25 protein-coding genes are annotated in these 21,773 nt (G+C 72.0%); 16 read left to right on the top strand and 9 right to left on the bottom strand.

The window, feature by feature from the left end; all coding sequences use genetic code 11:
- Positions 1-233: 233 nt before the first annotated feature.
- Entirely contained in the window at positions 234-1,229 is a 996-nt protein-coding gene (locus ABD323_RS10065) for an AraC-like ligand-binding domain-containing protein (protein WP_344440931.1), read from the bottom strand.
- Positions 1,230-1,903: 674 nt separating this feature from the next.
- On the opposite strand from ABD323_RS10065, the gene fabV reads away from it, so the two are divergent.
- Positions 1,904-3,109 carry an enoyl-[acyl-carrier-protein] reductase FabV gene (gene fabV / locus ABD323_RS10060; RefSeq protein WP_344440930.1) on the top strand — a complete coding sequence of 402 codons (1,206 nt, stop codon included), beginning with the start codon at positions 1,904-1,906 and terminating at the stop codon, positions 3,107-3,109.
- Between the two features lie 51 nt (positions 3,110-3,160).
- Here fabV and ABD323_RS10055 read toward each other — a convergent pair whose 3' ends face one another.
- Complete coding sequence (locus tag ABD323_RS10055) at positions 3,161-4,051, bottom strand: NAD(P)H-binding protein (protein ID WP_344440929.1); 891 nt, start codon at positions 4,049-4,051, stop codon at positions 3,161-3,163.
- 65 nt (positions 4,052-4,116) lie between these two features.
- On the opposite strand from ABD323_RS10055, the gene ABD323_RS10050 reads away from it, so the two are divergent.
- The gene (locus tag ABD323_RS10050; RefSeq protein WP_344440928.1) at positions 4,117-4,755 is read left to right on the top strand and encodes a TetR/AcrR family transcriptional regulator; all 639 of its coding nucleotides are present in this window, start codon (positions 4,117-4,119) and stop codon (positions 4,753-4,755) included.
- 39 nt (positions 4,756-4,794) lie between these two features.
- On the opposite strand, the gene ABD323_RS10045 is transcribed toward ABD323_RS10050, so the two are convergent.
- Positions 4,795-5,175: a hypothetical protein gene (locus ABD323_RS10045; RefSeq protein ID WP_344440926.1), complete on the bottom strand. Its 381-nt coding sequence runs from the start codon at positions 5,173-5,175 to the stop codon at positions 4,795-4,797.
- Between the two features lie 143 nt (positions 5,176-5,318).
- Here ABD323_RS10045 and ABD323_RS10040 point away from each other — a divergent pair, with 143 nt between their 5' ends.
- From ABD323_RS10040 to ABD323_RS10010, 7 genes are all read left to right on the top strand, one after another.
- Positions 5,319-6,473 (top strand): inorganic phosphate transporter, encoded by a 1,155-nt coding sequence (locus ABD323_RS10040; protein WP_344440925.1) that lies wholly within the window; start codon positions 5,319-5,321, stop codon positions 6,471-6,473.
- Positions 6,470-6,754 carry a hypothetical protein gene (locus ABD323_RS10035; RefSeq protein ID WP_344440924.1) on the top strand — a complete coding sequence of 95 codons (285 nt, stop codon included), beginning with the start codon at positions 6,470-6,472 and terminating at the stop codon, positions 6,752-6,754. The genes ABD323_RS10040 and ABD323_RS10035 overlap by 4 nt, the downstream gene beginning before the upstream one ends.
- 123 nt (positions 6,755-6,877) lie before the next feature.
- A complete protein-coding gene (locus ABD323_RS10030; protein WP_425555935.1) occupies positions 6,878-7,225 on the top strand; it encodes a YciI family protein in 348 nt (115 codons plus the stop codon).
- Positions 7,222-8,475 (top strand): RNA polymerase sigma factor, encoded by a 1,254-nt coding sequence (locus tag ABD323_RS10025; protein WP_344440920.1) that lies wholly within the window; start codon positions 7,222-7,224, stop codon positions 8,473-8,475. Before ABD323_RS10030 ends, ABD323_RS10025 begins: the two co-directional genes overlap by 4 nt.
- Positions 8,476-8,728: 253 nt before the next feature.
- A complete protein-coding gene (locus ABD323_RS10020) occupies positions 8,729-9,283 on the top strand; it encodes a GNAT family N-acetyltransferase (protein ID WP_344440919.1) in 555 nt (184 codons plus the stop codon).
- Between the two features lie 72 nt (positions 9,284-9,355).
- Positions 9,356-9,688, top strand: a complete 333-nt coding sequence (locus ABD323_RS10015) for a hypothetical protein (RefSeq protein ID WP_344440918.1) — start codon at positions 9,356-9,358, stop codon at positions 9,686-9,688.
- Positions 9,689-9,845: 157 nt separating this feature from the next.
- Positions 9,846-11,300: a hypothetical protein gene (locus tag ABD323_RS10010; RefSeq protein WP_344440917.1), complete on the top strand. Its 1,455-nt coding sequence runs from the start codon at positions 9,846-9,848 to the stop codon at positions 11,298-11,300.
- Between the two features lie 134 nt (positions 11,301-11,434).
- Here ABD323_RS10010 and ABD323_RS10005 read toward each other — a convergent pair whose 3' ends face one another.
- On the bottom strand, positions 11,435-11,824 hold the full coding sequence (locus ABD323_RS10005; RefSeq protein ID WP_344440916.1) for an SUKH-4 family immunity protein: 390 nt from the start codon (positions 11,822-11,824) through the stop codon (positions 11,435-11,437).
- A 151-nt stretch (positions 11,825-11,975) separates the two neighbouring features.
- Positions 11,976-12,554 carry a TetR/AcrR family transcriptional regulator gene (locus ABD323_RS10000; protein WP_344440915.1) on the bottom strand — a complete coding sequence of 193 codons (579 nt, stop codon included), beginning with the start codon at positions 12,552-12,554 and terminating at the stop codon, positions 11,976-11,978.
- 124 nt (positions 12,555-12,678) lie between these two features.
- On the opposite strand from ABD323_RS10000, the gene ABD323_RS09995 reads away from it, so the two are divergent.
- The gene (locus ABD323_RS09995) at positions 12,679-13,632 is read left to right on the top strand and encodes an NADP-dependent oxidoreductase (protein WP_344440947.1); all 954 of its coding nucleotides are present in this window, start codon (positions 12,679-12,681) and stop codon (positions 13,630-13,632) included.
- 213 nt (positions 13,633-13,845) lie between these two features.
- Entirely contained in the window at positions 13,846-14,442 is a 597-nt protein-coding gene (locus ABD323_RS09990) for a transposase (RefSeq protein WP_344440913.1), read from the top strand.
- A gap of 208 nt (positions 14,443-14,650) precedes the next feature.
- On the opposite strand, the gene ABD323_RS09985 is transcribed toward ABD323_RS09990, so the two are convergent.
- Positions 14,651-15,280 (bottom strand): winged helix-turn-helix transcriptional regulator, encoded by a 630-nt coding sequence (locus tag ABD323_RS09985; RefSeq protein ID WP_344440912.1) that lies wholly within the window; start codon positions 15,278-15,280, stop codon positions 14,651-14,653.
- Positions 15,281-15,361: 81 nt separating this feature from the next.
- On the opposite strand from ABD323_RS09985, the gene ABD323_RS09980 reads away from it, so the two are divergent.
- Genes ABD323_RS09980 through ABD323_RS09970 form a run of 3 tightly spaced genes read left to right on the top strand, consistent with a single transcriptional unit; the run spans position 15,362 to position 18,051 of the window.
- Entirely contained in the window at positions 15,362-16,114 is a 753-nt protein-coding gene (locus ABD323_RS09980; RefSeq protein ID WP_344440911.1) for an MBL fold metallo-hydrolase, read from the top strand.
- A gap of 23 nt (positions 16,115-16,137) precedes the next feature.
- Entirely contained in the window at positions 16,138-16,782 is a 645-nt protein-coding gene (locus ABD323_RS09975) for an NAD(P)-dependent oxidoreductase (RefSeq protein ID WP_344440910.1), read from the top strand.
- Positions 16,783-16,785: 3 nt separating this feature from the next.
- On the top strand, positions 16,786-18,051 hold the full coding sequence (locus ABD323_RS09970) for a multidrug effflux MFS transporter (protein WP_344440909.1): 1,266 nt from the start codon (positions 16,786-16,788) through the stop codon (positions 18,049-18,051).
- Between the two features lie 151 nt (positions 18,052-18,202).
- Here the strand turns inward: ABD323_RS09970 and ABD323_RS09965 are convergent, their stop codons facing one another.
- Both ABD323_RS09965 and ABD323_RS09960 read right to left on the bottom strand, forming a co-directional pair.
- Positions 18,203-18,364: a DUF4158 domain-containing protein gene (locus tag ABD323_RS09965; RefSeq protein WP_344440908.1), complete on the bottom strand. Its 162-nt coding sequence runs from the start codon at positions 18,362-18,364 to the stop codon at positions 18,203-18,205.
- Between the two features lie 74 nt (positions 18,365-18,438).
- Positions 18,439-18,792 carry a hypothetical protein gene (locus ABD323_RS09960; protein WP_425555932.1) on the bottom strand — a complete coding sequence of 118 codons (354 nt, stop codon included), beginning with the start codon at positions 18,790-18,792 and terminating at the stop codon, positions 18,439-18,441.
- 405 nt (positions 18,793-19,197) lie between these two features.
- Here ABD323_RS09960 and ABD323_RS09955 point away from each other — a divergent pair, with 405 nt between their 5' ends.
- Complete coding sequence (locus tag ABD323_RS09955; RefSeq protein ID WP_344440907.1) at positions 19,198-19,878, top strand: alpha/beta fold hydrolase; 681 nt, start codon at positions 19,198-19,200, stop codon at positions 19,876-19,878.
- A gap of 163 nt (positions 19,879-20,041) precedes the next feature.
- Positions 20,042-20,986 (top strand): lytic transglycosylase domain-containing protein, encoded by a 945-nt coding sequence (locus ABD323_RS09950; protein WP_344440905.1) that lies wholly within the window; start codon positions 20,042-20,044, stop codon positions 20,984-20,986.
- On the opposite strand, the gene ABD323_RS09945 is transcribed toward ABD323_RS09950, so the two are convergent.
- On the bottom strand, positions 20,983-21,513 hold the full coding sequence (locus ABD323_RS09945; protein ID WP_344440904.1) for a hypothetical protein: 531 nt from the start codon (positions 21,511-21,513) through the stop codon (positions 20,983-20,985). The two genes, ABD323_RS09950 and ABD323_RS09945, sit on opposite strands and share 4 nt — an antisense overlap.
- Positions 21,514-21,773 lie beyond the last annotated feature (260 nt).

The raw sequence follows: 21,773 nt of genomic DNA, 5'->3' as shown, positions 1-21,773 counted from the left end.
GGCCGGGGCGGCCCCCCCCCGACGCTGCCGGCCCCCGGGCGCTCGGCCGATCGGCGGGCGCGGGAGGGAGGGCGGCGAGTCACCGCGGTGTTCCTCGTCGAGGATGCCAGGACGCCGACCGGCCGTGTGTGCGCTGCGTCGACAGTTCCTTGGCTCTGCGTCCACTCGCCGCCCGGGCGTCCACCCGCCGTCCGCCGCCTCCTCGCGGCCCCGCCTCCCCGGTCGCCCCGCGCCTACCCGCCGGCGCCCCCCGACAGGGCCCGCCGCCGGTGCTCGCTGGGTGAGAGGCCGTAGGCGGACCGGAAGGCGCGGCTGAACTCGGCGGCGCGCGGGATGCCCCACCGGGCGGCGACGGCGTGGATCGCCAGGGTGGACAGCGCGGGGTCCGCCAGATCGCGGCCCGCCCTCTCCAGCCGCTGCCGGCGGATCCAGGCGGCGACCGTCTCGCCCTGCGACTGCTGGGTGAAGACGCGGTGCAGGTAGCTGACGGAGATGTGGTGCGCGGCGGCGATCGCGGACGGCGAAAGCTCGGAATCGTGCAGGTTCCGCCGGATGAACGCCTGGACGTCCCGCATCATGACCCGGGGCCGGGCCTCCTCCGGGATGGCCTCCTCGCTCTCCAGCTCCCGGGCCAACCAGGCGGCCACGAGGTCGACGACGATGGTGCCCAGGCGGCCGGCCTCGGCCGGCCCCAGGGCGGCGGCCTGCCGGTCCAGGCCGATGAGGAACTCCGAGAGCAGCGCACAGGTGCCCTCGCGGCCCGAGAACCCGCGGCCCAGCAGGTCGCGCAGCCGGTCGGGCGGCAGCGGCAGCAACGCCGCGGGGAAGTCGACGCCCACCGCCTCGACCCGCGGGTCCGGCCGCCCCGCGGTGCGGGCGCCGAAGGCCCGCAGGTCGAACGGACGCGAGCTGTGCATCATGTGCAGGTCGCCGGGCTCGAACGACGCCGACCGACCGCCGTCGGGCGTCAGCGCCATGCCCCCGCCGAGCAGCAGCGTCAGGTTGTACACCTCGGGATCCGACTGCCGCACCATGCGTGCGGTCCGCTGGAACCGCGCCGGTGAGAACGAGGTCCGCAGCAGGGTCACCGGCCCCAGTTCCAGTCGCCGCATGTCCGCCTTGAAGTCGTCGGCGTGCGCGCTGGTCACCTCGCTGGCCCGCGACTGCCCGACCAGCTCCCGCCAGCTCTCGAACCGCTCCCTGCCGGGCAGGTCCTCGCTGCGGAACACGCTTCCCGTCCTCGCGGCCACGCTCCGCCCGCCCTTCGCCGCGGTGGCCGCCGGCGGGGAGGCCACGGCGGGCGGCGCCGGGGAGGGGGAGACGGGACTGTTCACGGTGCGCTCCGGGAGGGTGACGGTGTGGCAGGGACTTCCGGGGGCCATTGTGGCGGCAGGCCCGGCGGGCGGCGTCGGCGGGTGGTGAGGCCCGCGGGATGGGAAGCTCATGGTGTGCCAAATGTTGTGCTGGCAAGGCGAGTTGGGGTTGATCGGCGCACTGGGGAGTGCCCCTTCGGTTGCCTGTGCGGCCCCCGACGGCTCGTTGGCTTGGGCAGTGCCGGGACGACTGCGAGTACGGGGTCCGCGGCCACCCCGGCAACGGTCCCTCGCAGGACTCCGGCTACCAGGGTTGGAACACCGTCTGGAACGGCGGCATCAGCTGACCCGACGACAGGAGTGGTGGGCCGGGCGGCAAGGCCGCAGCGGAGACCGACAAAACTTCGCGGCCACTTCTGGCGAAGATCACCATCACCGGCCCGGCCACCCGCGCCCAGGATGTGAGCAGGGCTCAGCCGGAGCGGGCCCGGGACCGGGGCGCGGACGGCCCCGCCCGGCCGCCGGTCCGCAGGGCACGTCCGGTCTCGTCGTTCGGCGATGACGATCCCCGCACCAGAAGGAACCCACGAGTGAGCCTCCGCGAGATCAAGCCCGGCAACCGCGGCTACCTCTACGTCAACAGCCATCCGACCGGCTGCGCGAGGGTGGTCGACCGCATGTGGCAGCGGATTCCGGAGCCCGCCGGCGACCGGCCCGGCCCGGTCGCCCTCGTCATCGGCTCCAGCGCCGGCTACGGACTGGCCGCGACCCTGGTGGGCCTGCGCGCCCACCGGATGCGCGGTCTCGGCATCGCCTTCGAGGCCGACGCGACCGAGCGCCGCACCGCGAGCGCGGGCTGGTACCGCACGGCGCGGACCGCCGAACTCGCCGCCGGGGCCGGCGCCGACTTCACCTTCCTCAACGGCGACGCCTTCTCCGAGGCCCTCAAGGACGAGGTCATCGAGCGACTCGCCGCCCGCTTCGGCGCGATCGACCTGCTCGTCTACAGCGTCGCGGCCCCGCGTCGCACGGACCCGCGCACCGGCGAGGTCCACCGCTCCGCCCTCAAGCCGCTGGGCGAGGACTACCGGGCCAAGACCCTGGTGTTCGAGGGCGGCCTCCCGCAGGTCGGCGAGATGCACCTGACGGCCGCGGACGAGGCGGAGCGCGACGCGACCGTGCAGGTGATGGGCGGCGCGGACTGGCAGCTGTGGATCGACGCGCTGCAGGCCAGGGGTCTGCTGGCCGACGGCTTCCAGACCGTCGCCCTCTCGTACGTCGGGTCCGACATCACCGCCCCCGTCTACCGGGCCGGCACCATCGGCGCCGCCAAGGAGCACCTGGAGGCCACCGCCCGCGCCATCGACACGCGGCTCAAGGGCGCGGGCCGGGCCCACACCGTGGTCGCCGGCGCGGCCGTCACGCAGGCCTCCAGCGCCATCCCGAGCATCGCGCTCTACACCAGCATCCTGCGCCGGGTCACCGGTGAGGGCTGGCAGAGCACCGTCGACCAGGCGGCGGTGCTGTGGGACCAGTTCGCCGGCGACGCCCAGCCGGTTCTGGACGACCAGGGGCGCATCCGGCTGGACGGCTGGGAGATGGACCCCGCCGTCCAGGCCGACGTCCGCGCCGTGTGGGACCGGATCGACACCGACACCCTGGCCACCGGCGCGGACACCGGCTGGCTGCGCGACCAGGTCGGCCGGCTCTACGGCTGGGACGTTCCCGGCGTCGACTACGAGGCCGCGGCCGAGACACACGTCCCGTGGCCCGCGGCGGATCCCGGCCCTGTCTGACACCCCGCCGCCCGACGGTCGGGCCCGCGCCGGAGTCCTCCGGCGGTGCGGTCAGGAGCGGGCGGCGTCGACGGCGGGTCGCAGGACCTTCTCGCACCACTGGCGGAAGGTGGTCGGCGTGCTGTTCTCTGCGGTGCGGACCACGCCCTCGTCGAGGCCCCGGGTCTTGGCGGTCGCCATGTCGGCCATCGCCCGGGCCATGCCGGGTGACGCGCCGAAGGAGAGCATGGCAGCCTCCAACGACGCGGCCTCGACCTGGACGTAGCGCACCGGGATGCCGAGCACGTCGGTGATGACGGCGGCCATGTCGTTGCCCGACAGGTCCCTTGGGCCGAGCACCGGGATCTCGGCGAACCCGGTCCAGTCGCGGTCGAGCAGCAGGCGGGCGGCGGTGCTGGCGATGTCGCGGGTGGCCACCAGGGGCAGCTCGCGGTCGGGCGCGAGCGGCCCGGAGATCACGCCGTCGCCCAGGATCGTGCGGATGTCGCGCAGCGTGTTGTCCATGAAGCTCGGGTTGGCGAGCGAGCGGTAGTTCGTCACCGCGGCGAACAGGTCGTCCATGGCCAGCGAGGCGGTGACGTTGCCGGCCCGGTCGGCGACGGCGGTTCCCCGGCCCAGCGCCGAGACCCCGACGACGTGGCGGACGCCGTGCGCGGCGACGGCCTCGGCGCCGGGCCTGCTGGACTCGACGTAGGAGGTCATCACGTCGGGGGCGCGGAGGTCGCCGGGCATCAGCCAGAACACCGCGTCGGCGCCGGCGAAGGCCTTGTCGACCACGGCGGCCTCGCGGTGGGAGCCCTCCACGATCTCGACCCGGTCGTGGACGGTGGGCGAGAGCCGCCGAGGGTCGCGGGCGACGACCCGGACGCGCTCGCCGGCGTCGAGGAGCTGCTCGACGACGTGGCGGCCGATCTTTGCGGTGGGTGCGGTGACGACGATCACGAGTGTCCTCCGTGTGATCCAGTATGTAAACTCAACCGTACCGTTTACTTGGAGAGGAAGCCACCATGCCGGCGCGACGAGGCGAGAAGCTGCGCGAACACATCCTGTGGACGGCGAAGGACGTGTTCCTCGAGGCCGGCTTCGAACGGACCTCGATGGACGTCGTCGCCCAGCGGGCCGAGACCTCCAAACGCTCGCTCTACGCCCACTTCCCCAGCAAGGACGCCCTCTTCTCCGGGGTGGTCGCCCTGGTGCGCGAGCTCTACCTCGACCGTCTGGGCTCGCCGGAGGACTACCTCACCGCGGAGCGGGCCGACCCGGCCGACGCCCTGGTGCGCTACTGCGGGCGGCTGCTGCAACTGCTGCTGTGGTCCTCGTCCCTGCGCACGCTGCGGATGGGGATCACGGAGGCCGAGCGGGTGCCCGAGATCGCGTCCGGCTACTACGAGGCGGTTTTCGAGGCCCCGATGGCGCGGATCGTCGCGTACGCCTGCCGGACCTGGGGCCTGACGCAGGAGGAGGCGCGGGAGGTGGCCGAGATCCTCGTCGGCCGGACGGTCTACCCCGAACTGATGCAGGGTCTGCTCGGCGTGCGGGAGCCGATCGCCGATCGCCCCGACGAGGCCACCCTCGCCGCCGACGTCGACCTCGACAAGATCGCCGCGAGCGTCCGACGGCTCGTCCCGGGCGCACCGGCGTCCTAGGTGTTGCGAGTCACCCGGACGGCGATCCGGGGCGAACGACTAGCTCCTCGACCGGGGGCGGGGCTCGAAGCCGAGCAGGTTCAACGCCCGAGAGGACGTCCGGCCCAGTACCCGCAGGTCGAACTCCCTTTCAAGGGCTTCTAGTTCGACGGCCGGCAGTCGATCAGGATCGTAGCTGACGGTGAGGTAGGCCACCGGGTAGGTGCCACCCGTGACGGCGTGCATCACCTCCGGGTCGATGCCCTCGTCCTCCACGGTCTCGGCACTGCCGAACACCATGGAGGCGAAGTTCGCCGCCCTGCCGCCCGCGTCCCGGTCGACGCGGGCGAGGACCTCCGCCATGGCGCGCAGCGCCTCCAGGCAGCCTTCACGACTTCCCAGCCCCTGGAGGCTGGCGTAACCCACGGCGGCGGTGGCCATCTCAATCTCCTGACGTGGTCGACCGAAGGGGAATCGTAGCGGTGCGGCCGGGACTGGTCCGAACGGATGACGGCCGGGCGTCACCCCGCGCACCGGGTGTCGCAGGGCCGGGCCGGTACCGGTGACCGGCTAGGTTCGGGCTCGTGACCGGCAACGATGCGGTCCTGACGCTGGTGGTCGCCACCGCGCTGGGCTTCGACTTCACCAACGGCTTCCACGACACCGGCAACGCCATGGCGACCTCGATCGTCACCGGGGCCATGCACCCGCGCATCGCGGTCGCCCTCTCGGCGGTGCTGAACCTGCTGGGCGCGTTCCTGTCGACCGCCGTCGCGGCGACCATCGCCAGCGGCCTGGTCGACAGCCACGACGTGACCCTGACGGTGGTCATGGCGGGCCTGACCGGCAGCATCCTGTGGAACCTGACGACCTGGTTCCTCGGCATCCCCTCCAGCTCATCGCACGGGCTGATCGGCGGGGTGGTCGGGGCGACCATGGCGGCCGCCGGCGCCTCCGCCGTCAAGTGGCAGGGCCTGGTCTCCAAGGTGATCGTGCCCGCGGCACTGTCGCCGTTCATCGCCGGCGCGGTCGCCGCCATCGGCACCTACCTGGTCTACCGCCTCACCCACGACGTGGCCGAGGGCCCGCGCCGGCACGGCTTCCGGATCGGCCAGATCGGTTCGGCGTCCATGGTCTCGCTCGCCCACGGCACCAACGACGCGCAGAAGACGATGGGCGTCATCACCCTGGCGCTGATCGCCAACGGCAGCCTGAACAGTGGGGCGACCTCGCCGACCTGGGTGGTCGTCTCCTGCGCGCTGGCGATCGCGCTGGGCACCTACATCGGGGGCTGGCGGGTCATCCGGGCGCTGGGCAAGGGGCTGGTGGAGATCGAGTCACCGCAGGGCATGGCCAGCGAGTCGGCCTCGGCGGCGGTGATCCTCTCCTCCACCGACTTCGGTTACTCGCTCTCCACCACCCACGTGGCCACCGGCTCGATCCTGGGCGCGGGGGTCGGCAGGAAGGGCGCCGTGGTGCGCTGGCACGTCGCCCGCCGGATGGTACTGGCCTGGCTGCTCACCCTGCCGGCGTCGGCGGTGGTGGGCGCGCTGGCCTACTGGGCCGCCGACGGGATCGGCGGGACGGCCGGCGTGGTGGTGATCTTCGTCGTGCTGCTGCTGGCCTCGGTCGCCTTCTTCGCCGTCTCCCGCCGCCCGGCGGTGACGGCGGCCAACGTCAACGCGGCGTGGACCGGGACCGTGGTGCCGGCCCCGGAGTCGCAGGAGGTGCCCTCGTGAACTCCTGGATCAACCTGAACGCGCTGTGGAAGATCATGGTGGTCGGCCTGCTCGCCGGCGCCGGTCTGCCGGCGCTCTTCGCGGTCGGCCTGCGCCTGCTCAGCCCACCGCCCCCGGCCGGCACGGTGGCCGCGTCGACGGCCGGCCGCAGCATCACGGGGCGCGGCACCGCGGGCCGCAGTACCGCCGGGCCGGTCGGCTACGTCCTTGCCGGGCTCTGCTTCGCGGTGGTGCTCGCGGCGATCGGGTGGGGCATCTCCGTCATCGTCAACCACAGCTGACCGCCCGGCCCCGAAAATCTCCTTCGCCGGGTGTCGATCCGGGGCGTCGCCGTTCGTCATCGTGGTGTCGTCGCCGTACGGGCGACGCAGGAACCCCGACGGAGGAGAGCCACCGTGAAGTACATGCTGCTGATCATCGGCACCCAGGACGCCGAGCCCACGACCCCCGAAGCCGACCAGAGCCTCATGCAGGCGTTCATGGCGTACACCAAGGAGGTGTACGACGCCGGCGTGATGGTCCACAGCAACGCGCTGGACTCCTTCGAGACCGCCACCTCGGTGCGGGTGGGCGCGAGCGGGGAGCGCGTCGTGACCGACGGGCCGTTCGCCGAGACCCGGGAGTACCTGGGCGGCTACTACGTGCTCGACCTCCCCGATCTGGACGCCGCGATCGACTGGGCCGCCCGCTGCCCCGGAGCCCGGGCCGGACGCGTCGAGGTCCGCCCGATCCAGGACTTCGACCTCTCATGACGGACGGGCGGGCGGCCGGCACGGTCGAGGCGGTCTTCCGCGAGGAGCGGGGCCGGCTGCTCGCCCTGCTCGTCAGCCAGTTCGGTGACCTCGACCTCGCCGAGGACGCCGCCTCCGAGGCCGTCGAGGCCGCCCTGGCGCGCTGGCCGATCGACGGGGTCCCGAGGACCCCGCTGGCCTGGCTGCTCACCACCGCCCGCCGCAGGGCCGTCGATCGGCTGCGGCGGGACCGGGCCTTCGCCGCGCGACTGGCGATCATGCAGGTGGAGGCGCGCCGGTCCGCGCCCGCGGCGTGCGAGCACGAGGGCGAGGAGATCCCCGACGAACGGCTGCGCCTCTTCTTCACCTGCTGCCATCCCGCCCTGTCGGTCGAGGCCCAGGTCGCCCTGACCCTGCGCTGCCTGGCGGGGCTGTCCACGCCCGAGGTGGCGCGGGCCTTCCTGGTGCCGCAAGCCACGATGGCGCAGCGGATCGTGCGGGCCAAGCGCAAGATCCGCAACGCCCGGATCACCTTCCGGGTGCCCGAGGCCGAGGAGTTGACCGAGCGCTTGCCCGGCGTGCTGCGGGTGGTCTACCTGATCTTCACCGAGGGCTACGCCGCCAGCGCGGGCGCGGACCTGGTGCGGGTCGACCTGAGCGACGAGGCGGTGCGCCTGGCCCGGATCCTGCGCCGGCTCCTGCCGGCCGAGCCGGAGGTGAGCGGGCTGCTCGCGTTGCTGCTGCTGGTCGACGCGCGCCGCGCCGCCCGGGTCGACGCCGCGGGGGAGCTGGTGCCGCTGGAGGACCAGGACCGCTCCCGGTGGGACGCGGACCGCATCGCCGAGGGACGCGACCTGGTCGTCGCCGCCCTGGGCGGGCCGCGCGTGGGCACGTACGCGCTGCAGGCGGCGATCGCGGCCGTGCACGACGAGGCCGCCGACGTCGCCGGCACCGACTGGCCGCAGGTGGTGGCGCTCTACGACGTGCTGGCGCGGGTGTCCCCCTCGCCGGTGGTCGAGCTCAACCGGGCGGTGGCCGTGGCGATGCGCGACGGTCCGCAGGCCGGTCTCGCGGCGCTGGACGCGCTGGACGCCGACGCGCTGCGGGACTACCACCCCTTCCCGGCGGCGCGGGCGGACCTGCTGCGCAGACTCGGCCGGACGGCCGAGGCGGCCGCGGCCTACCGGTCCGCGCTCGAACTCGTCGACAACGAACGGGAACGGGCCTTCCTGCGCAGGCGGCTGGCCGACCTCGGGCCGGCGTCGGCGTGATGATCACGGCGGTCCGCGCGCCGCTGCCGGCGGACCTGCCCGGGGCCGGCGTCGATCTCCCGGCGCTCCGGCGGCGGCTGGTCGACCGGCTCGCCGACACGCCGGCCGGACGGGCCTCGCGCGCACCCTGGTCCACCTCGGATCCGCGACGAGGTGACCGTCCTGGGCCGTGCGCTGCGGGAGAGTTGCGGGAGATCGGGTGACCGAAGCCGTCGGCCCGCGACCCCTGGGAGCGTCTGACATCCTGTCCGGCATGCTGATCAGAGAAGCCACCCCGGAGGACTGGCCGGCCATCTGGCCCTTCTTCCACGAGATCGTCGCCGCGGGCGAGACCTTCACCTATCCGACCGACCTCACCCGCGAGCAGTCCCGCGACTGGTGGCTGCTCTCCGCCCCCAACCGCACGGTCGTCGCCGTCGACGAGGCGGGCACGGTCCTGGGCACGGCGAAGATGAACAACAACCACCTGGGCAACGCCTCGCACATCGCGAGCGCCAGCTACATGGTCGACCCGGCCCACGGCGGCCACGGCGTGGGCCGGGCCCTGTGCGAGCACACCCTCCAGTGGGCCCGCACGGCGGGCTTCCGCGCGATGCAGTTCAACGCGGTCGTCGAGACCAACCACCACGCGGTGTCCCTCTACCGCTCCCTGGGCTTCGAGATCCTGGGCACCCTGCCGGAAGGCTTCGCCCACCCGACCCAGGGCTACCTCGCTTGTGTACGGGTGGTCAATGACCGCGGTGCTCTGCGGCATCGTGACCGGCTACAGGGGAAATGGCTTCGCCGTGGGGTGCTGGTCCCGGCATGATTCCCACCGTGCATGAGGACGGGAGCCATCGCGGGCGGACGCGGTACACGCTGGTTGAGACGGAGCACGGTCATGGAGCGGGTGCTGGCCCTGCTCGACTGGTACGGCTCCGGCAGCGGCCGCTGCTCCGGCTACCCCGTCCACGAGGGCGTGCCTGGCGAACTGCTCGGCAGGGTGCCGATCGCCGACCTGCTCGCCGGGCTGGCCGACCCGGGGGCCGAGGAGCGGCACGACGCCGGGGCCGTGCGGCATCTGGTGGGCTGGAAGACCCGCCCGCGCCAGAAGCAGGATGTCGCCGGACTACCCGAACCGCTTCGCGCCCGACTGCTGGCGCACGCCCGCCGCTCTGGAGACTCCGACAAGCAGGGCCGCGCAGAACGGTGGTTGGCACCCCCGCGGGCCTGAGACCCGCCGAAGCGTTCAGTGGTCGGCGAAGGCGGCGCGCTCAGCAACAGAGAGGGGGAGGTGGGCGGCCTGGGTACGAACACGGCCGAGTCGTCTTGCCGCGACGGACACGCAGGGGTCACGAGAGCTCCAGCAGCGGACCTGACACCATGGGGCGGTGTCCGCTTCCTTCGAACTTCCCGCCATTGCGCAACCGGTCCTGGAGACGCTGCTGCTCGACCTGGCCGGCAACCCGTCTGCACCGCCAGAGGTCCTGATCCGCCTGACGGCGGCGAACATTGACCGGTCCGGGTTGGCCCGGCGACGCGACCTGCCCACGGACGCTGCAGCGGCGCTTGCCACCGACCGTGATGTGACCGTGCGGTCGAATCTCGCCTCGAACCCGAGACTCCCGCCTGCGGTGCAGGTCGTCCTCGCCGGCGACGCCGACCCACGGGTGCGAGGCCGGCTGGCTGAAGGACCGGAGTACTTCACCACGGTCGGTGTACACGGGCGCCGAATCCCGGACCCGCTGCCGCGCAATGTCTACGAACTACTGGCCCGTGACCCGGACCCGAAAGTCCGCCGCGCGCTGGCCTTCAACCGTCACCTGCCGGACGATGTGCGGGCCGGGATGCTCGATGACGCGGACTCGCGAACGGCCGCCATCGCCGCCAGCGAATGGCCCTTGGCGCCGACCGGCCGGATCGGAGAGCTCCTGTCGCGGGCAACCGGCGCTTTTGGCCGACAGATGCTTCTGCGCCGCTTGGACGGTCCGCTTCCCGCAGAGGCCGCACGCGCCATGCTTGCCGAAATCGACTGCGCTGCAGGCGATGCCTACAGCGAGGGTCTGCTGCGGCAGATTGCCGAAGTCGCCAACCTGGACGCCGGTCTGACTGACCGATTCCTGGCGACTCCGGACTTGCGCGCCGCGGTGGCGGCCAACCCGACGCTGTCGGCCGAGCACACCGCGGAATTGGCGCGTGATCCGAACAACCAAGTACGCGCGGCTGTTGTCGCGCGACGCAGCCTGGACCCGAAGTTGCGAGAGTCGATATCGGTCGACTACGACGACCGTAGTAGCGCCATAATCGGCTGGCTGCTGACCGAAAACCTGTCCAAGCGAGATCAGCTGGAGTTCGCCCGAAGCCGGCACCAGATCTTCCGCAAGACCCTGGCCATGTGCGCCGATCTACCAGACGAAATTGTGGAGATCCTAGCCGGCGACGAAAGCTTCGCGGTTCGACTATTCGTGTGCGAGCGACAGTCGAACGCCCCCGGTCGACTGCTGGCTCAGATCGCCGAGCAGTGGACCAGCTACAGCCGGTGGGACATGCTTGCCCACAAGAACTTCCCCGCCGATGCCGCTACTGGCCTGGCCCGCTCCGATGAGCCCCACGACCGCGCGGTCGCCGCAGCACACCCCGGTTTGCCGGCCGATACGATCGAGGCTCTGTTGACCGACGATGATGACACCGTACGACGTCGAGCCGCGACCAACCCGGCCATTCCAGCCGACCGGCTGATCGGCCTACTCGGTGCCGCCGATTCCGCTGTTGCCGCAGGAGCTGCTGCGAACCGGCTACTTCCTGTGAACACGATGCACCAGATACTCGATCAGGCAGGGCTGTGAGGACGCGGCACGATCCCCGGCCTGGTCGAGATGCCCGACGACCCGCGCTTCGGCCACTGGGCCGAGCTGGAGCTTCGAGTACCGTCAGCGGCGGCCTCATGGCCGGCTGACCGAAGTCGGAGATCGCTGCCAGATCACGCATCCCAGTCCGTATAGTCCCCGATTGCCACGTCGTCGCAGAACGTCTCCCAGAATCCGTTGTGCACGAGGGCGGTCTCGTCGATGCCAGAGATGAGACCGCGGAGCTCGTCCGCTGCCTCCTCGTACCTGTCCTCGTCGCCGTCCGCGTAGAACGGGAAGCGTGCGATCACGGCTGCGACGCATCGGTTGAAGGAGCCGAGGTCGCTGTTCACGTGACTGGTCTTCGCTGACTCGGTCTTGGGAATCTGCACCACGTGACCAGTGGCCACGTCGACGGCGATGCGGCCGAACAGCCCACTCGTCGCGATGGCGACCAGCCCTCGCTCACCGACCCCTCCGAGGAACACCGGCTCACTCAGCGCCCGGTACTCGTATCCGATCAACCCGCCTGGGACGCCGGTCTCACCGAGATCGACAGCAATCTGGGCGGGAATCCCGAGTGGAGCCTCGGTGCGGATCAGAACGAACTCGGGCTTGGACCGACCGGCAAATGGATCGCTTGAGGCGGTGGGCGGTGGGGCGCCTGGCGCCACCTCAGCGCGGTCTGAGGCCGTCCATGAGCAGGTCGAGCAGGCGTCGGGCCTGAGCGGGTTCTCCGGACTTGGCGGCGACGGCGAGCATGCCGAGGATGCCGGCGGAGACGTCGTCGGCGCGAGCATCGGCGCGGATGTCCCCAGCGGTGGAGCCGGCGTCGAGGATCGTGGCGATGGCCGACAGGAGCTCCTGGCGAGTGTGAGCGAGGGAGATTTCGCCGGAATCGATCATGGCGAGCAGGGTGTCGGTCATGCCGTGCTTGGTGGCCTGCCATTCCGCGAACAGGTCCATCCACAGGCGCAGCGCCTGCGCGGGCGCGTGGCCGGCGAGCAACTCGCGCGCCCCGGCCGTCAGTCGGACGACCTGGTCCTGATAGACGGCGTCGACGAGCGCCTCCCGGGTCGGGAAGTGGCGGAAGAGGGTGGCGACGCCGACGCCCGCCTGTCGAGCGATCGCGCGCATCGATGGCTCGGTGTCGGAGGTGGCGAAGGCGTGGGTGGCCGCCGCGAGCACAGTCTCGCGGTTGCGCGCGGCATCGGCGCGCAGCTGGTGGGCTGCCGGGGACGGTTCGGTGGCCATGTCTAAGCGGATCACGTTCCATTTGAGTCGGTCCTGGCGGTAGTCTATGTCGAAGGCAAACGGAACACGTTCCGATTAATCCTGGAGGAGACTCATGACCGAACCCGCTTCCGCGCCGGGCATCATGCGCACGGTGCGCTTCCACGAGAACGGCGAGCCCGTCGACGTCCTGCGCCTGGAGACCGTCCCCGTGCCCGAACCGGGGCCCGGCCGCATCCGCGTCGCCGTGCACGCGTGCGGACTGGCCCCGGCCGACTGGGCGCTGTGCCGCGGGCTCTTCCCCGGGAGCCTGCCGCGCGGCATCGGCTGCGACGTCTCGGGCACCGTCGAGGCCGTCGGCGCGGGCGTCACGGACGTGGCCGTCGGCGACCGCGTGTTCGGCACCGCCGACTTCGCCGGCCAGCCGAGCGCCGGCGCGGCGGACCGCGCCGTGCTGGACCATTGGTTCGCCGTGCCCGAGGGCCTGGACCTCACCCGGGCCGCCGCGCTCCCGATGGCGCTGAGTACCGCGTCCTGGCACCTCGCGCGACTCGGCTTGGCCGCGGACCGCACGATCCTGGTCAACGGTGCCGGAACCACCATCGGCTACGCGGCCGTGCAGATCGCCCTCGTCCGCGGGGCGCGGGTGATCGCGACCGCCGGGGAGACCTACGCCGAGCAGTTGCGCGACCTCGGAGCCACGGTGGTCGGCTACGGCGAAGGCCTGGCCGAGCGGGTCAAGGCCCTCGGCATCGGCCAGGTCGACCTCGTCTTCGACACCGCGCCGCCGGGCGGCGCCCTGCCCGAACTCGTCGAGATCGTCGGCGGTGATCCCAAGCGTGTGCTGACCTGCTCCGACGTGGCCGCAGCGCCGGAGATCGGGGTGCGCGACACCTTTCACGAAGACCCCGCGAAGCGGACCGATGACGAACTCTTCGGCGTCTTCCCCGAGTTCGCCCAGCTGGCCGCCGAAGGCAGGTTCACCGTGCCGATCGCCGCAACCTTCCCCCTCGCGGACTGGCGCAAGGCCCTTGAGATCAGCCTGACCGGGCACGCCCGCGGGAAGCTCCTGCTCCTGCCCGCCGTCGACGCCGACTAACCGGAGAGACCACCCGGGCTCGAGACATTCACCGAACTCAGAGCAAGCCCGACCGCAGGCCGACCCAATGGGCGGGGCGCCACCCGAGAATACGACGCCCCCGGAATAAGACCGACCGGCGATGGGCACTGAAGGGCTGGGGCGGGCAGCAACGGGCACGCGGCCCTACGCGATCATGGAGTTCTCTACGTTCTGTGACCCCGAAGGACAGCCGTGCCCGCGCTGCCACCCTGCCTGCTCGAACCCCTCTGGGACCAATTCGCCGCACTGCTGCCCACACGACCGGAGTTCGCTGCGGGCCACCCACTCGGCTGCCACCGCCGCAGAGTCCCCGACCGAACCGTGTTCGAACACGTGGTGCTCGCACTGGTCCACGGTTCGGGCTACGAGCGCCTCGCCAGCCACGGATGCTCGGACCGCAACCGCCACGACTCGCCTCTTCTCGGGCCGACCCTCGAGGCCGCCATCGGGCAGGTCGGGCCCCTGCCTCAGGACGTGAATGTCAACCTCGACCGGGGCTACGACAACAACAAGTCCCGCACTCTGCTTCAGGAGTTGGGCTTCACCGGTGAGATCGCCCGCAAGGGCGTACCCTCCCCAATCCAGGCCGGCAAGCGGTGGATCGTGGAACGAACGCACTCGTGGATGAACGGCTACGGCAAGCTGCGGCGCTGTACCGAGAGGAACGGCGCGGTCGTCGAGTTCTATCTCCACCTGGCCGCCGCGCTTGTCACGCTCCGCATGCTGATCCGCCGCGCCACCACCCGTTACCGGTGGGGCGGCCGCCCCACCACACGGCGCCTCAAGTGAGCCATTTGCCGGTCGATCTAAGTCGCTCGGATACGCCCGTCTGTCCATGTGCCGCAGAACTTCACCCGAACCCGTACTGGCACGCCAGTACGGCCGACGTTCACACGTACGAGCGATCACGAGCCGAGAGAAAAGGGACTTAACGTTCACTGAGACCGGCGCAGACTCGGTAGAGCTTGAGGTCGCAGGCCCGCGAGCGGCCGGTCGATCAGCGGGGCAGGATGCGCAGTACTGCCTCGCGTTCGCCGCTGAGCCGCAGGCCTTGCTGTACTGCGGCGCTCAGATCGAGGTCGCCGAGCAGGGTCGCGGCCAGCAGGTGCGGCGGTCCGGTCAGGGACGCGGTGGGGTGGTCGACCCGGCCGGCGTGGGTGTGCACCGAGCCGTCCTTGACTTCGATGACCAGGTCTTCGTTGCCGTCGGCGTGCAGTTGCAGGGCGATTGCCGGCTGGTCGGGGCGGTGGTCGGTCAGTGCCCGGGCGGGCATGTCCAGCCAGTGGGTGCGGAAGGTTTCGCTGCCGCCCGGCTCGCGCAACAGCGGCACGCCCCACCGGCTCAGCTCCTGCAGCACCGGCTCCAGCGCGCGGCCACGCTGGGTGAGGGAGAACAGGGTGGTGGCCACCGGCGGCGGGGCGGCCTCGCGGTGGATCAGGCCGGCTTCCTCGAGTTCCCGGAGCCGGTCGACCAGCAGGTTGCTGGCGATCCCGGGCAGCCCGTTGCGCAGGTCGGTGTGCCGGCACGGACCCAGGGCGAGCAGTTCACGGACGATCAGCAGGGTCCATCGGTCGCCGATGGTGTCCAGTGCTTTCGCGATGCCGCAGTACTGCCCGTAGGTGCGCATGCCACCACCCTACATCGTGGTGTTGAGATTCAAAACTCTCTTGTTGACTTTCTCAACAAGGTCGGTCTAGCGTCGCTGCCCATGACCTCCACCCTTTCCGTGCGTCGGCTGGCCTGGGCCGGCGTCGAGATCCGTCTCGGCGACACCCGCCTGCTGATCGACCCGCTCGAGAACGTCGCTCCGCTGGCGCCGGTGATGGGAGCGCCGCACCGGCCGGTCGACCCGGTCGACACCCCGCCCGGCACCCACGCCCTCATCACCCACCTGCACCCCGACCACTACGACCACGACCTGATCGCCCGGATCGCGGCCACCGGCACGATCGGCTGCCACACCCCGAGCGCGGCGGCGCTGCACGAGGCGGGCATCACCCCCGTTGCCCAGGACCTGGGCCAGTCACGCCGCATCGGAGCGCTGACCGTCACCCCGGTGACCTCGCTGGACTGGCGCGGCAACGACTGCGACCAGGTCGCCTGGGTCGTCGAAGGCGCCGGCCGGCGGGTCATCCACTGCGGCGACACCCAGTGGCACGGCAGCTGGTGGCAGATCGCCCGCGACCACGGCCCGTTCGACGTCGCGTTCGTCCCGGTCAACGGCGTCATCGCCCACTTCGAGGGCTACGCGGCCAACGTCCCGGCGACCATGACCCCCGAGCAGGGCGTCGAGGCCGCCGTCGCACTCGGCGCCGCCACCGTCTGCGCCATGCACTACGGCCTGTTCCACAACCCGCCGTTCTACACCGAACAACCCGACATCGAGCAGCGCTTCCAGCACGCCGCCGCCGAGCGCGGCATCACCGCGGCCATCATCGCCGACGGCCAGCCCGTCCTGTGACCATCAGAAACAAGGAGCAACACATGAAGATCGTCCTGTTCGGTGCCAGCGGAAACATCGGCCGGCCCACCACCGAGGAACTCCTGCGTCGCGGCCACACCGTCACCGCGGTCACCCGAGCCGGCCACGTCGACGGACTCACGCACAAGGCCCTGACCGTGACCACCGGTGACGTCACAGACGCCGCCGCGGTCGCCGGCCTCGCCGCCTCCCACGACGCCGTACTGTCGGCCGTCGGCCCCCGGATCGGCCAGGAGAACGACCGCGCCACGATCGTCGGTGCCGCCCGTGCGCTGATCGACGGACTCCGCCGAGCCGGCGTCACCCGCCTGGTCACCATCGGCGGTGCCGGTAGCCTGCGCACGCCGACCGGCGCCCGGGTCATGGACGACCCGGACTTTCCCGCACTGTGGAAGGCCAACGCCGAGGCCCAGTCCGAAGCGCTCGACCTCTACCGCGGCGTGCACGACCTCGACTGGACGTACGTGTCGCCCGCCGCGGTCATCGCAGCGGGCGAGCGGACCGGGGCCTACCGCAGCGCCGGGGACACCCTGCTCACCGACGACGACGGCAACAGCCGCATCTCGTACGCCGACTACGCGATCGCCTTGGCCGACACGATCGAGAGCGGCACCGCGATCCGCCGCCGCATCACCGTGGCGTACTGAGCCATGAGCAACGACGCCGCCGGCCGGCACACCCGATTCATCGTCCTGCTCGCAGCACTCGTGGCCCTGGGACCACTGTCCATCGACGGCTACCTGCCCGGACTGCCGGACCTCGCCGGCGACCTGCGCGCCAGCGCCGCGGCCACCCAGCTCACCATCACCGCCTGCCTGGCCGGGCTGGCCATCGGGCAGCTGATCGCCGGGCCGCTGAGCGACACCTACGGCCGGCGGCGTCCGTTGCTGGCGGGCCTCGCCCTCTACACGATCGCCAGCGCGCTCTGCGCGGTGGCACCCGACGTCCGGACCTTCGTCGGCCTCCGCCTGGTCCAGGGCATCGGCGGGGCGTTCGGCATCGTCATCTCCAACGCCATGGTCCGCGACCGCACCTCCGGAACCAGCACCGCACGTCTCTTCTCCGCACTGACCTTGATCACCGGCCTGGCGCCGGTGTTCGCGCCGGTCCTCGGCGGCCAGCTACTGCGCGTCACGGCATGGCCTGGAATCTTCGTGGCCCTGGCCGTACTCGGCGCCGTGATGCTGGCGGCCTCCGCCGCAGGACTGCCGAAGACCCGGCCCTCCGCGTCACGCCAGCCGCTGCCGGCTGTCGTCGGGCAGCTGCTCGGCGACCGGGTCTTCACCGGGTACGTCCTGGCCAACGGCCTGGTCTTCGCGGCGATGTTCGCCTACATCTCCGGCTCGCCGTTCGTCCTGCAGAACATCCACGGCCTGTCACCGCAGCAGTACAGCGCCGTGTTCGCCGTCAACGCCGCCGGACTCGTTGCGGCCGCCCAGATCAGCGGCCGGCTGGTGGCCCGGGCCGGCGCCCGCGTGCTGCTGCTCGCCGGTCTGCTGGGCGCGACAGCCGGTGGCACCACGGTCCTGGGCGCGGTGCTGACACGGGCACCCCTGCCCGTGCTCCTGATCGGCCTGTTCGTCCTGGTCTCCAGCGTGGGCCTGGTCATGCCGAACGCCGCGGCCCAGGCCCTGGCCGACCACGGCGGACACGCCGGGTCGGCCGCCGCTCTGCTCGGCTTCAGCCAGTTCATGTTCGGCGGGGCACTTGCTCCGCTGGCCGGCGCGGGTGGCGCCACCGACGCCTTGCCGATGGGAATCATCGTCGCCGTGCTGCCGGCGCTCGCTCTGCTCACACTCGGCGTCCTCACCCGGTCGACGCCCGGTGAGCGCACTCGCAGGCCGGCTCGCCAAGGACCTGCCGGGCACCGGCGACCGCGCCGGCACATCGATCGCGGACGAGCCGGCATCCAGTGAATCGGGCCAGCGTCTGGCGAACAGGGTGATTCCGCGATCAGCGTGACCGACGTACGACGACGGTCGGGTGCAGCGACGGGTGGAACGCGTTCCCGCCCGTCTGGGGGCACCTGCTCGCATCCCTGCAGCTGCCCGCCTTCGTGGAGGGCCGCTATTTCGACGTGCTCGCGTTGCGGCCCGTACGGAACTGGCGCACAAACGCCTCGTCCGCACCGGTCAACGTGAAGTACCGAATCAGCTCAGCCCGGTCGATCTCCGGGAAACCCCGAAGCCGCGCCAGTTCCTCCGCAGAGAACACATCCTGAGTCGCCACGAACTCACTGCCTGAGCATCGACCGTCACCAAACGGACGGCACGCTATGGCTCGCGGCGGGGCTTGATCAACCCTCAGTGGACGAAGGGTCCCACCATCGCACAGAAGCCGAGCGTCACGTCGTGGCGGCCGCCGGTCCCCTCCCCGACCTGCATGCGGGTCAGCAGGGCTTCGAGACCGGGACCGTTGACGCCCCGTCCGTCGTCGGCCACGCACACGCCGCCGTCGGGGGTGAGCGTGATGTCGACGCGGCGGGCGTGGCCGGCCAGGACCTCGTTGACGGCCCGGTCGGCGACTTCGAACACCAAGTGGTGCAGGCCGCGCTCGCCGGTCGAGCCGATGTACATCCCGGGCCGCTTCCGAACGGCTTCCGATCCGGTCAGCACCTGGATGTTGGCGGCGCTGTACCTGGTGGCTTCCTCGCCCACGATGTCCCCTCCGAAGGTGTCCAGCAGAGCTCCCCAGCTTAGGGGAAATGCGAGAAAACACCAGGTCAGGGCACATGTGGCGAGTGCCTGGGCGGGCGTGTGAGGGTCTGTCGGAAGGGGGTCGGTCCGGGAGTCCCGAGCCCCCGCGGGATCGCCGCCGCGGGCCCGGCCAGGCCGCGTACGAGGCTGTTCCCGGCGGTCCCCGGGTCTTTGATTTCGCGAGTTCTCGTGCCCGGGGAGCCGACCGCCGCCGCCGAACGGGTGCGGGCGTGGCCCGGCCCTGGGGCGCCGCCGGTCCGGAGCGTGCGCACTGCGCGACGATCGGGCTCGGACAGGCCTCCTGGCCTGCCCCCGGGGGGAGTCGACGCAGTGCATCGTGCAGGTCTTCACGGAGGAGGAACCACCATGGCGGGTAAGCCCAGCATCGTCTTCGCCCACGGGCTCTGGGCCGACGGCTCGTGCTTCGGCAAGCTCATCCCGACGCTCCAGGCCGAGGGGCACGAGGTCTTCGCCTCCCAACACGGCCTCAACTCCCTGGAGAGCGACGTCGCGTGCGTGAACTTCACGCTCAACCACGTCCCGGGGCCGATCGTGTTGGTGGGCCACTCGTACGGCGGGACCCTGATCACCAAGGCCGGGACCCACGACCGGGTCGGCGCGCTGGTGTACATCGCCGCGCTCGCCCCGGACGAGAACGAGACGTCCCAGCAGCTCCAGGAGCAGTTCGCCCCCATGCCGGTCTTCGACCACCTCGAGGTCGGCGACGGACGGCTGTGGCTCAAGTCCTCGGGTCTCGCGGACTTCTGCGGCGACCTGCCGGAGGCGGAACAGAAGCTCGTGCTGGCGACGGGTGCGGTGCCGGTCGCGGACCTGTTCAACCAGCAGGTCCCCGGCACCGCCTGGCGCACCAAGCCGAGCTGGTACATCGTGGCCAACAACGACCGCACCGTGAACCCCGACCTGGAGCGCTTCGCCGCCGGGCGGATGGGCGCCAGGACCCACGACGTCGACAGCAGCCACGTCCCGATGCTCTCGCACCCCGACGTCGTCCTGGACGTGATCCGCGACGCGGCGAAGTCCCTGTAGGCGCCGGCGGCAACGGCGGCGGTGGGCCCCGTACTCCGGTGCCGAAGCCGGCTGGGGGTCGCGGCGCGAGGTCGAACTCCGGAACCTGGATGGAACCTGAGAGGCAGTTGGTTCGTCCATGGACTGACCGAAGGTTTCGCAGGTTCCGACGGAAGGACTTCACATGGCCAGGTGGATACGGAAACGCGCGCTGTTCCAGACAGCAGGGGTGCTGGTCGCCCTCGCTGCCGCGGCGGCGCCGTCCGCACCCCTGACCCTCGCCTCGGCCGTGGCGGCCGAGGCGCCCGCGACCTCCGGGGGAGGGGCGGCGCCGAGCGGGTCGACGCCGCTGGACGGCGCTGCCCGCCGGGCCCTGCCGCAGCCGCCGGACACGGTGGGCGGATCGGCCTTCGTGGCGCCGGCCGCCCTGCCGACCGGGACCTCCACCGCCGTGCCGGTGTCGTCCACAGTCTCCCCGGCCGCGGACGGGCCCCGGCTGCCGGCGACGGTGTTCGCCGCCTACCGCAACGCCGAGGCGTCCCTGGCCGGCACCGATCCCGGCTGCCACCTGTCGTGGCAACTGCTGGCCGGCATCGGCCAGGTGGAGTCCGGCCAGGCGGACGGCGGCCGGGTCGACGCCACCGGCAGGACGTACACGCCGATCCTCGGTCCGGCGCTGGACGGGACCAACGGCTTCGCCGCGATCGCGAACACCGGCGGCGACACCTACGGGGCCGCCGGTTCGTGGGTCCGGGCGGTCGGCCCGATGCAGTTCCTCCCCTCCACCTGGGCGGTGTGGGGCGCCGACGGCAACGGTGACGGCAAGGCCGACCCCGAGAACATCTGGGACGCGGCGCTGGCCGCCGGCCGCTACCTCTGCGCGGACGGCCGCGACCTGTCGGTGCCGGCCCAGCTCGACCGGGCGGTCCTGGGCTACAACGACTCCACCGACTACCTCAACACGGTCAGGAGTTGGATGGCGTACTACCGGACGGGCGCCTCGGCCGTGTCGGACCTGCCGGCCGCGCCCGCCCGGATGACCGCCGTGTCGACGGGCTCCGGGGCGTCCGGTACCTCGGCGTCGTCGGTGGTGCCCCGGCCGGTCCCGGTGCCCGCCGCCAACCATTAGCCCACCGCGGCGCCCGCGCCGCCGCCCTCTGCCACACCTCCGCCCACGGCTGCCCCCTCGGCCTCGGCCGCCCCGAGCGACTCCGCGTCGCCGACTGCCGCGCCGTCGCCGTCGACGGCTGTCCCGGCCTCACCGACCGCCTCACCGTCGCCCACGGCGAAGCCGTCGCCCACGGCCACCGCCTCGCCGTCGCCGACCGCCTCACCCACCCCCACGGCATCGCCGTCGCCCACGCCGTGCCCGACGCCGACCGCCTGCCCGTCCCCGACGGCCGGCGCGTCCGCCACCCCGAGCCCGTCGGCGTCGGCCTCGCCGTCCCCGTCTCCGTCCGCGATGCCGTCCGCGACGCCGACTCCCGCCCCGTCCGCGACGCCGGGCTCCCCGCAGCCCTCGGGCACCCCCTCGCCGAACTGCGCGACCCCCTCGCCCACCGCGACCCCCTCGCCCACCGCGACCCCCTCGCCCACCGCCACCTCGTCGCCCTCCGCCGCCGCGCCGACCGGCTCCCCGAGCCCGTCGCCCGCCACGACCGGCAGGTGAGCCGAGCGCCGGGCGCCGCGGGTGGACGGCGGGGCCCGGCGCTCGAGCCGCCGGAGCGTGGGGGCGCGAACGGCCGCTGGCCGCAGAAGTGTTCCGGAGCCGACGCGGTGACGCGCTCGCCCGGGTGAAGGCTCCGGGCACGTCACCCCGCACCGGTCGGTGCCGCAGGGGCTGGTGTGCACCGCGTTTCCCATAGCAGCCGGCGTGGTCACGGCCCGCGCAATGTCCTATCGCACAGCACGTTGCC

The sequence above is a fragment of the Kitasatospora nipponensis genome, assembly GCF_039528135.1.
GTDB lineage: Bacteria > Actinomycetota > Actinomycetes > Streptomycetales > Streptomycetaceae > Kitasatospora > Kitasatospora nipponensis.
The sequence above is the reverse complement of the archived record's forward strand: the minus strand, read 5'-3'. Positions and strand labels throughout refer to the sequence as shown.